We start from the raw sequence: 6,478 nt of genomic DNA, 5'->3' as shown, positions 1-6,478 counted from the left end.
CGCCGCATGTCCGGCGTGTCGTCCGGCCAGCCCAGGGTCGAGAACGGCCACAGCCCACTGCTGAACCAGGTGTCGAAGATGTCGGTCTCCTGGACCAGCTCCGCGGCGGGACGGTGGCAGACCTCGCAGGCCAACGGGCCATCGGCCTCATCGGTGACGGTGATGTGGCCGTCGGGACAGAACCAGGCCGGGATGCGATGGCCCCACCACAGCTGGCGGCCCACGGCCCAGTCCCGGATGTTCTCCAGCCAGTGGGCGTAGACCTTCTCGAAGCGGGCCGGAATGATCCGCGTCCGCCCCTCGCGGACCGAGTCCAGCGCCCGGGCGGCCAGGGACTGGGTTCGAATGAACCACTGCACCGACAGGCGCGGCTCGACCACCGTTCCGCACCGGTCGCAGTGGCCCACCACCATGGGATGCGGCTGCTCGCCCTCCAGGTCGCCCATCTCTGCCAGTCGGTCCACGATCCGGCTCCGCGCCTCGAAGCGATCCAGTCCGGCGAACTCGCCGCCGGCCTCGTTGATCCGTGCCTCCTCGTCCAGGACCGAGATGGCCGGCAGCCCATGGCGCTTCCCGGTCTCGTAGTCGTCCGGGTCGTGGGCCGGCGTGATCTTCACCGCTCCAGTGCCGAGGGCGGGGTCGACGACCGGGTCGGCGATGATCGGCAGCCGGCGGCCGAGGAACGGCAGGACCGCCTCCCGACCGACCAGTGAGCGGTAGCGATCGTCGTCGGGGTGAACCGCGACCGCCACGTCGCCGAGCAGCGTCTCGGGGCGGGTCGTAGCCACCGCCACCCACTGATCCGGGTCGGGAGCGCCGTCGGGTCCGACGAGGTGGTAGCGAATGGTCCACAGCGTGCCCATCTGGTCGCGGTGAACGTTCTCCAGGTCGCTGATCGTCGTCCGACACCGAGGGCACCAGTTGACGAGCGCCTCGCCCCGGTAGACGAGGCCTGCGTCGTGGAGCCGCTTGAATGCGACGCGCACGGCCCGGGCGCTGCCATCGTCCATGGTGAAGCGCTCGCGGGTCCAGTCGGCGCTGACGCCCAGACGGCGGTGCTGGTTCGAGATCACGCCGCGCGTCTCGTCCATGAAGCGCCACATGCGCTCCAGGTATCGCTCCCGACCCAGCGACTCGCGGCTCTCGCCCTCCTCGGCCAGGATCTTGTCCAGCACGAACTGGGCACCGATCGAGGCGTGATCCACGCCGGGCAGCCAAAGCGTGTCGTCCCCCCGCATGCGGTGGTAGCGGATCAGCGTGTCTTCCACGGTGGCAGTCAGCGCATGGCCGATATGCAGCGCGCCGGTGACATTGGGGGGTGGCTGCGTGATGACGAAGCGCGCCGCCCCGGGCGGCGCCTCCTGTGCGGGGGTGAACGCACCCTTCTCCAGCCAGCGCTGGTAGATGCGGGGTTCGACCTCGCCCGGCGCGTAGCGGGGCGGTAGCTCGGCCCGTCCGCTCACCATCTCACCCTCCATCAAACAACCGGCCCGCTCGTCGAAGGACGAGCGGGCCCGTGGTACCACCTTCGTGCGGCGACATCGGCTCACCGAGCCGGTGTCACCCTCATCTCCGCGCTATCGGGCGGATCCCGATCGGCTCTCGTGCGACTTTCGCCCGCTCGTGCCGCGACGGGCTCTCAGCCGGGACCCGCCGTCTCTGTCGGCCGTCTGGAGGGCTACTCCTCACGATCGGCGCCGAGAACCGAGTCTATCACCCGTCCCGGCGCTGGCCGGTGAGGCTAGCGGCGCTTGCCTGCGCTCAGGTGCAGAACGCCGTCGTCGTCGCGCTGGACCGATGCCCCCGGATGGGCGGCAATGATGAGCGCGGTGAGGTCGACGTCGGCGCGGTGGGTGACGTTGTACATGAACTCGCCGCCCGAGCCCAGGCTGAGGCGAACGTTCGTCACGCCCTCCGCCTTTTCGAGGGCGGTCTTGAACGAGGTCACGGCACCGAAGCTGCCAAGCCCGACCGCGGCCACCAGTGTGCTGGCGTCAGTGGTCACCGGTTCACTGGGCGCAGCTGACGGAGCGGTGACGGGCTGGTCGGCGGCCGTGGCCACGGGAGAGGCCGGGGCCACCTTAGCGACCGGTGCCGGACCGTCGGAAGCGACCGCCTCCGATTCAGGCTCCACGCCGTTGGTCGGCCCGCCGTCGCCGTCGGCCAGGTCGGGTTCGGGATCGCGATCGATGCCCAGGCGCCGCAGCCGCTCTTCATGCCCACCCGTCGCCTCCTCAGCCACTGCGTCAGTTGCCGCTTCGCCGTCCGGCGCCGCTTCGCCATTGCTCTGCGGCAGGCGCGGCATGCGGCGCGCGGCCGCGATGAAGGTGTCGGGATCGCTGATCTCGCCCAGCTGCGAGAAGAACAGTGCCAGCTCGCCCTCGTACTGCTCGACCTGGGCCTCCAGAGCCGCGATGTCGGAGGCAGCCTTTCGGTCATGCTCATCCAGCTGCTCGGCCAGTTGCGCGCGCCGCTGCTCGATCTTGCGCTGCGTCTCGGCCTCGATCCGCACGATCTCAGCCCGCGACCAGTCGCCGACGCCGGTGGTGTCCTGCTCGGCGCGGGTCCGCAACTCCTCGGCCCGGGATCCGGCCGCGACGCGCATGTCGGCGATCTTGGCCGCCACGGCGGCCCGCGCATCGGCCAGGCTCGTCTCTCGGGCATCGTCGGCCACCCGCCGCATGGCGGCAGTCAGGGAATCGAGGAACTGATCAGAAGGTTCGACCGGACGCGCCGGCTCCCAGCCGCCAGCTGTTCTGAAGACCCCCGATTCGGCGCGTTCCGTCATGTCTGTTTCCGCTCGCTGCTCTTCCTCCACCGGGTCGCCTTCGGGGCTCCACTTCAAGCGAAATCCGAGGCGGCGTTGGGTGGCCGTCATGAAGCGTCTCCATCTGGCGCACTCAGCCATCCAGCAGGAGCCAGCTGATCAACGCCTGGGAGCATCCTAGTACCCCACCCCGGCGAAACCGGCCCGCCCGGTCGTACCGCCCCAGCCAAACGGTGGTACCACCGTAGAGGTAAAGGTCAGGCGGATTCCTCGTGGGCGGAGTCCTCGCGCGCGGCGTCATCACGGGCGCGACTCCCGCGCCGGCGTGGACCGGACTCATCGGTCTCGGTGACGAGCATCGGCGGCCGGCCGCGCTCGATTGTATCGGCGGTAATGACGACCTTGGTCACATCGGTCCGCTCGGGGATGTCGTACATGACCTCGAGCAGCGCCTCCTCGACGATGGTGCGCAGGGCGCGGGCACCGGTCTTGCGCTCGGTCGCCAAACGGGCGGTGGCCTCCAGCGCGTCGTCGGTGAAGACGAGCTCCACCCGGTCCAGGGACAGGAACTTCGCGAACTGGCGCACCACCGCGTTCTTGGGCTCGGTCAGGACCTTGACCAAGTCGTCACGCGACAGGGCAGCCAGGCTGACGACGACCGGCAAGCGGCCGACGAATTCGGGGATCAGCCCGTATCGCAGCAGGTCGTCCGGCATGAGCTGCTCGAGCAGCTCACGTCGCTGCTCCGGGTCGCGCTGCGCCTCGGAGCCGAAACCGATGCCGCGCCGCCCCACCCGCTCTTCGACGATCCGCTCCAGGCCCTCGAACGCGCCGCCGCAGATGAACAGGATGTTGGTGGTGTCGATCTGGATGAAGTCCTGGTGCGGGTGCTTGCGACCGCCCTGTGGCGGCACGTTGGCCACGGTGCCTTCCAGGATCTTCAGCAGGGCCTGCTGAACGCCCTCGCCGGACACGTCGCGGGTGATCGAGGGGTTGTCGGTCTTGCGCGCGATCTTGTCGATCTCATCGACGTACACGATGCCGCGCTGCGCCCGCTGGACGTCGAAGTCCGCGGCCTGGATGAGCCGAAGCAGGATGTTCTCGACGTCCTCGCCGACGTAGCCGGCCTCGGTCAGACTGGTGGCGTCCGCGATGCAGAACGGGACGTCCAGGACGCGGGCCAGGGTCTGGGCCAGGAGGGTCTTGCCCGACCCGGTCGGGCCGACCAGCAACACGTTGCTCTTGCCGAGCTCCACGTCGTCCACCGCCGAGCCGGCATTGACGCGCTTGTAGTGGTTGTAGACCGCCACCGAGAGGACCTTCTTGGCGGCGTCCTGGCTGATGACGTACTGGTCCAGGGCTTCCTTGATCTTGCGTGGGCTGGGGAGTGGTGCCGGCGGGGTCCGGCTGGCGCGTGGCGCCTCGGCCATCTCCTCGTCGATGATCTCCTGGCACAGGTTGATGCACTCATCGCAGATGTAGACGCCCTGCCCCGCAATGAGCTTGCGGACCTGTTCCTGGCTCTTCCCGCAGAACGAGCAGCGGTAGGGAGCCTTGGTCTTGGTGGTCATCGCCGGGCGAGGATAGCACGGCCTTATCCACGCTCCGGTATCGGCCAGGGGTCCTGGGCCACAGAACCCTAGCCCGACCTATTTCTTGGTCTTGGCGTCCGGGGCGGCGGCTTCCTTGGCGGCAGTTTCCTTGGCCGTTGGCACCGTCCCGCCGGCCGCCTGCTTCATGCTGATCAGCGACTCGCCGGTGGGCTCGAAGACCGCGTCGATGACGCCATAGGCCTTGGCTTCCTCGGAGCTCATAAAGTAGTCGCGATCCGCGTCTTTCTTCACCTTCTCGAATTCCTGGCCCGTGTGCTCGGCCAGGATCCGCATCAACCGGTCCGTCAGGTGCAGCACTTCGCGGAACTGGATCTCGATGTCCGGCGTGTTGCCACGGAAGCCGCCCGACCCCTGGTGGATCATGACTCGCGAGTTCGGCAGCGCGTAGCGCTTGCCCTTGGTCCCGGCTGCCAGGAGCACGGCTCCCATGCTGGCCGCCTGACCGATGCAGATGGTGCTGACCGGCGCCTTGAGGTACTGCATCGTGTCGTAGATGGCCAGGCCGCTGGTCACGATCCCGCCCGGGGAGTTGATGTACAGCATGATGTCCTTCGCCTGGTCCTCGCTCTCGAGGAACAGGAGCTGGGCGATGACCAGGTTGGCGACGTGATCCTCGATCGGCTCGCCGAGGAAGATGATCCGCTCCTTGAGCAGCCGCGAGTAGATGTCGAAGGCCCGCTCTCCGCGAGCGCTGCTCTCGATGACCATCGGGATGAGCATCGTGTTCACTCCGCGCGTGGTTCGGTTGCCGCTTCTTCGGTAGCCGCGTCTTCGGTTGCCGCTGGCGGCGCGGCCCGGTCGATGAGGCCATCCACGAGTTTACGGTTCCGCAGCGTCATCCGCAGGTACGACCGACCGCGGCGCGATGCGAGGTACTCGCGGAGGCGCGGCTCGCCGGGGTAGCGAGCCAGCTGGGCCTCGACTTCGGCGTCGACCTCGGCGTCGGTCGCGTCGATGCCCTCCCGCTCCGCAATGGCCGACAGGACGAGCAGGGTTTTCACGCGCCGGCTGGCGGGATCGCGAAGCTCGGCCATCAGCTCCTCTGGAGTCTGGCGGGCGAGCTCGAGGTACTTGTCGATCCCGATTCGCTGCTCGGCCAGGCGCGCGCGCAGCTCGTCGCGCATGATCTCGACCTCGTTGGCGATCATGACCTCGGGCAGCTCGACGGTTGCGTTGGCGGTGGCGAACTCGATGATCCGGTCGCCGAACTGATGGCGCGCCTCGGCCTCGGCTCGGCGCCCCAGTGCCTCGCGAATCTCGGCGCGCAGCTGGTCGAGGGTCTGACCGTCGGTGACCGACGCGGCGAACGCGTCGTCCAGCTCGGGCAGGATCCGCTCCCGGAGGTCGACCAGGGTGACGTTGAAGTGGGCCTCCTTGCCGGTCAGCGCCTCGACCCGGTAATCGGCCGGGAAGGTCAGGTCGAACTCCCGGCTTTCACCGATCCGCAGGCCCAGCAGCTGGTCCTCCCAGCCGGGGATCATCCGCTCCTCGCCCAGGACCAGCGGCAGGCGGTCGGCAGTCCCGCCATCGAATGCCTCCCCATCGATCGTGCCGCGGAACGAGACCGCGACCAGGTCTCCCTTCCCGGCTCCCCGGTCGTCCACAGGTCTCAGCGTGGCCTGTTGGTCGCGGAGCTCCGATAGCACCACCTCGACGTCCTCGTCGCTGACGGGCGGCACCTCGAGCTTGAACGGGTAGTCGGTATATGCCCCCACGGTCACGGTTGGACGAACCGCCACCACGGCTGCGAATCGCGCCGTGTCGCCCTCCCGTAGTGACGCGGTGTCGATCTCCACCTCGGGCTGGTCGATGGGGATGAGATCGGTCTGGTCGATGGCGGCGTCATAGCCCTCGCCGACCAGGTGCTCGACCGCTTCGGCCAGCACCGCGTCTCGGCCGACATAGCGCTCGATCACATTGCGCGGCGCCTTGCCGGGCCGAAACCCGGGGACCCGAGTCCGCTCCGCCAGGTGGCGATACGCCGTTTCGAAATGGCGCGACACTTCTTCGGCCGGCACTTCGATGTCGAGGCGGACCCGCGAGCCCGGCTCGGGGCGCGTGGAAACGGTGATCATGTGAGCAGCGTCACGAGCGGTAC

5 protein-coding genes are annotated in these 6,478 nt (G+C 68.5%); all 5 read right to left on the bottom strand.

The window, feature by feature from the left end; genetic code table 11:
• A partial coding sequence (gene valS / locus AABM41_07045) for a valine--tRNA ligase (protein ID MEK6192064.1) occupies positions 1 to 1,463 on the bottom strand: 1,463 nt, incomplete at its 3' end.
• A 278-nt stretch (positions 1,464 to 1,741) separates the two neighbouring features.
• Positions 1,742 to 2,878, bottom strand: a complete 1,137-nt coding sequence (locus AABM41_07040) for a hypothetical protein (protein ID MEK6192063.1) — start codon at positions 2,876 to 2,878, stop codon at positions 1,742 to 1,744.
• A gap of 146 nt (positions 2,879 to 3,024) precedes the next feature.
• Complete coding sequence (clpX, locus tag AABM41_07035; GenBank protein MEK6192062.1) at positions 3,025 to 4,338, bottom strand: ATP-dependent Clp protease ATP-binding subunit ClpX; 1,314 nt, start codon at positions 4,336 to 4,338, stop codon at positions 3,025 to 3,027.
• A 78-nt stretch (positions 4,339 to 4,416) separates the two neighbouring features.
• Entirely contained in the window at positions 4,417 to 5,100 is a 684-nt protein-coding gene (clpP, locus tag AABM41_07030; protein MEK6192061.1) for an ATP-dependent Clp endopeptidase proteolytic subunit ClpP, read from the bottom strand.
• Positions 5,101 to 5,105: 5 nt separating this feature from the next.
• Positions 5,106 to 6,455: a trigger factor gene (gene tig / locus AABM41_07025; protein ID MEK6192060.1), complete on the bottom strand. Its 1,350-nt coding sequence runs from the start codon at positions 6,453 to 6,455 to the stop codon at positions 5,106 to 5,108.
• Positions 6,456 to 6,478 lie beyond the last annotated feature (23 nt).

Source organism: Chloroflexota bacterium (assembly GCA_038040195.1).
GTDB lineage: Bacteria > Chloroflexota > Limnocylindria > QHBO01 > QHBO01 > DASTEQ01.
The sequence above is the reverse complement of the archived record's forward strand: the minus strand, read 5'-3'. Positions and strand labels throughout refer to the sequence as shown.

Excerpts from the sequence above, each read along its gene's own strand:
- AABM41_07040 (MEK6192063.1), bottom strand. The coding sequence starts at position 2,878 with ATGACGGCCACCCAACGCCGCCTCGGATTTCGCTTGAAGTGGAGCCCC.
- clpX (MEK6192062.1), bottom strand. The coding sequence starts at position 4,338 with ATGACCACCAAGACCAAGGCTCCCTACCGCTGCTCGTTCTGCGGGAAG.
- tig (MEK6192060.1), bottom strand. The coding sequence starts at position 6,455 with ATGATCACCGTTTCCACGCGCCCCGAGCCGGGCTCGCGGGTCCGCCTC.
- clpP (MEK6192061.1), bottom strand. The coding sequence starts at position 5,100 with ATGCTCATCCCGATGGTCATCGAGAGCAGCGCTCGCGGAGAGCGGGCC.